The sequence below is a fragment of the Pseudopedobacter sp. genome (assembly GCF_040392825.1).
Lineage (GTDB): Bacteria > Bacteroidota > Bacteroidia > Sphingobacteriales > Sphingobacteriaceae > Pseudopedobacter.
In genome coordinates this window covers 1-3139 of the sequence record NZ_JBEBVH010000374.1, presented here as the reverse complement: position 1 = coordinate 3139, position 3139 = coordinate 1, and the positions used below count along the sequence as shown (strand labels likewise).

Sequence of the window (3139 nt, the reverse complement as noted above, 5' to 3'; positions counted from 1 at the left end):
GGAAATGACAGCGAGGATAAGATGATTGCGGAAAGATTAGAAAACGACCCGAAAGAATCTGCCGAACACGTTATGCTGGTAGATTTGGCAAGGAATGATTTGAGCCGTCATTGCGAAAACGTACAGGTAAAAGCTTATAAAGAAGTGCAGTTTTATTCACATCTCATTCATTTGGTTTCTAAAGTGAGTGGGAATCTAAAACAAGGTATCAACTCGTTTAAAGTAGTTGCCGACACTTTTCCTGCCGGAACATTAAGCGGAGCGCCAAAGTACAGAGCCATGGAAATTATAGACGAAAATGAAAATATTAAAAGAAGTTTCTACAGCGGAGCGATAGGTTTCCTGGGTTTCAATGGCGATTTTAACCATGCTATTATGATTCGCTCTTTTTTAAGCAAAGATAACAAGCTGCATTATCAGGCAGGCGCGGGGATTGTTGCAGATTCGGATCCGGAAAGCGAGTTAAACGAAGTGAATAACAAAATTGCGGCACTTAGAAATGCCATTATTATGGCAGAAAGCATATAATGAAAAGCGTTGCAGATTGTAAAAATATTCAGGAAGTAAGAGATAGTATAGATGTTATAGACCGCGACATTATCCGGTTGATTGGCAGCCGGGCAAAATATGTAACAAAAGCTGCTGAGTTTAAAAGCAATGAACAAGATGTGCGGGCCACCAATCGTGTAGATGCTATGCTAAAGACCCGCAAAATATGGGCTGCGGAAGAAAATATAAGTCCCGAGATTATTGAAAAAATATATAGAGATTTGGTGGCTTACTTCGTCGCCGAAGAATTACATAATTGGAAAGAAAGACTATGAGCACAAAGATATTAGTCATAGATAATTACGACTCGTTTACCTATAATCTGGTTCATTTATTGAATGAATTGGGTCACGAGCCGACTGTTTTAAGAAATGATAAATTTACGCTCGAGGAAGTAGAGCAGTACGATAAACTATTACTTTCTCCGGGTCCGGGCATACCTTCGGAAGCAGGATTGCTTTTAGACGTAATTGATAAGTACGCTGCAACGAAAAGTATCATGGGAGTATGTTTAGGGCAGCAGGCGATAGCCGAAGTTTTTGGTGGAAAATTGTATAACCTAAGCAAACCTGTTCACGGAACAGCGACAAACGTAAACGTGATCAGCAGCGAAGATGTGGTGTTTAACAATTTGCCGAAGCAATTTAAAGTAGGAAGATACCATTCCTGGGCTGTAGAAGCAGAAAGTTTACCAGAGGAGCTGGAAGTAACCGCAGTAGATGATAACGGCGTTATTATGGCACTGAGACATAAAACATTAGATGTAAGAGGTGTGCAATTTCACCCTGAATCTGTGTTAACAGAATGTGGAAAAGAAATGATGGCTAATTGGTTGAATAGCAGCGAGTAGTAAGGTTGAAGAAAGTTCAACAAGTTCACTGGTTCATTAGTCATTGGTTGAAATAGTTTCCGAAGGGATGCCTTTAGCTGTACATTGATCATTAGTTATTGGGGTTGTTAGAGCGCTCAGACTTCGGTCTTCGGACATCATACTTCTAACTTAAAATCACTTGAGCCCGTTGCGAAAAAATAAAAATAAAAAATGAATATTCTTGATAAGATTGTTGCCAGAAAAAAAGAGGAAGTAGCAGAAATAAAAAGAAAATATACTATCCAGGATCTGGAGAAAAGTTTTTCGTTCCACAGAGACACTTTTAAATTAAAGGATTTTTTAACAGATCCGGGTAAAACAGGTATTATTGCCGAGTTTAAAAGGAAATCGCCGTCAAAAGGAATTATCAACGATAAAGTTTCCGTAGAGCAGGTTACAACCGGCTATGCCGCTGCGGGAGCTTCTGCATTATCTGTGCTAACAGATAAGGATTTCTTCATGGGACACGATGATGATTTGATTGCAGCAAGAAAAGTTAACCATATTCCTATTCTTCGTAAAGACTTCATGGTAGATGAATTCCAGATCATTGAAGCAAAAGCAATAGGTGCGGACATTATCTTATTAATCGCAGCTTGTTTAACGGCAGAGGAGATAAAACGTTTTGCAGAATTGGCTAAATCGTTAGGATTAAGCACTTTATTGGAAGTACACGGGCAAGAAGAGTTAGATTATAGCTTGAATGAATATATAGATGTGGTAGGCGTAAATAACAGAAATCTAAAAGATTTTACTGTTTCTGTAGAAACTTCTTTACAATTGGCAGAAACTATTCCTTCTGAGTTCCTGAAAATTTCTGAAAGCGCTATAAGCAATCCGGAGACAGTAAAAATGTTAAAGAAAGCCGGGTTTGATGGGTTTTTAATTGGTGAGAACTTTATGAAGACTGAAAATCCTGAGCAGGCAATGAGGGATTTTGTTGCTTTAATTTAAGTTTTAAGTGTTTATTGCTCAAGATGTTTGTTACATTTGCAGGCACCACTTGCAAAATCATATAAAATGAGCGAGCAAACATTAACCATAGATATTGGCGGGTCTAGTATTAAGGCTACTGTTTTAGATGGACATGGCGAAATGCTAACAGCGTATCAAAAAAGGCCAACCCCGAAGACTGCAAAGCCAGAAGCCGTATTGGAGAGTATAAAGGAGCTGGTCTCTGGCTTTCCCGAATTTAGCAGAATTACCGTTGGTTTTCCCGGTTATGTACGTAGCGGAATTGTATACACAGCTCCCAATTTAGGCACTAAATATTGGGAGGGTTATGCTTTGGCGCAGGAATTGGCTAACGCATACAATTTACCCGTAAGACTTTTAAATGATGCCGATTTGCAAGGTTTTGGTTTAATAGCGGGCGATGGAGTAGAGCTGGTACTCACTTTAGGGACGGGCTTAGGCACAGCGCTATTTATGGACGGAGCGTTGATGCCGCATTTAGAGCTGTCGCATTTCAATGCAAAGGATAACAAGGATTTTGATGCCTTTATTGGAGATAAAGCCCTTGAAAAAGACGGTGATAATAAATGGAATAAGAAGCTCAAAGAAGTAATTGCGCTATTTAAGCTAGTAGTTAATTATAATAAACTTTATCTTAGCGGCGGCAATGCCAAGAAGGTAGATTTGAAATTAGATAGTGATATTAAAATTTGTGGAAACAGAGACGGAATTAAAGGCGGGGCCTTTGTCTGGAATAAAGCAGAT

At 39.1% G+C, this 3139-nt stretch carries 5 protein-coding genes; all 5 read left to right on the top strand.

Going from position 1 to position 3139, the window contains the following annotated elements; genetic code table 11:
• The coding region (locus ABWO41_RS17125; protein ID WP_353140647.1) for an anthranilate synthase component I family protein at window positions 1-528 on the top strand (528 nt) is incomplete at its 5' end.
• Entirely contained in the window at window positions 528-824 is a 297-nt protein-coding gene (locus ABWO41_RS17120) for a chorismate mutase (RefSeq protein WP_353140644.1), read from the top strand. The genes ABWO41_RS17125 and ABWO41_RS17120, both read left to right, overlap by 1 nt.
• Complete coding sequence (locus ABWO41_RS17115) at window positions 821-1399, top strand: anthranilate synthase component II (RefSeq protein ID WP_353140641.1); 579 nt, start codon at window positions 821-823, stop codon at window positions 1397-1399. Before ABWO41_RS17120 ends, ABWO41_RS17115 begins: the two co-directional genes overlap by 4 nt.
• Window positions 1400-1591: 192 nt before the next feature.
• A complete protein-coding gene (trpC, locus tag ABWO41_RS17110; protein WP_353140638.1) occupies window positions 1592-2374 on the top strand; it encodes an indole-3-glycerol phosphate synthase TrpC in 783 nt (260 codons plus the stop codon).
• A gap of 66 nt (window positions 2375-2440) precedes the next feature.
• On the top strand, window positions 2441-3139 hold a 699-nt coding region (locus ABWO41_RS17105), incomplete at its 3' end, for an ROK family protein (protein WP_353140635.1).

What these genes read in the sequence shown, in the direction of transcription:
- ABWO41_RS17120 (WP_353140644.1), top strand. Translation starts at nt 528, where the DNA reads ATGAAAAGCGTTGCAGATTGTAAAAATATTCAGGAAGTAAGAGATAGT.
- ABWO41_RS17115 (WP_353140641.1), top strand. Translation starts at nt 821, where the DNA reads ATGAGCACAAAGATATTAGTCATAGATAATTACGACTCGTTTACCTAT.
- trpC (WP_353140638.1), top strand. Translation starts at nt 1,592, where the DNA reads ATGAATATTCTTGATAAGATTGTTGCCAGAAAAAAAGAGGAAGTAGCA.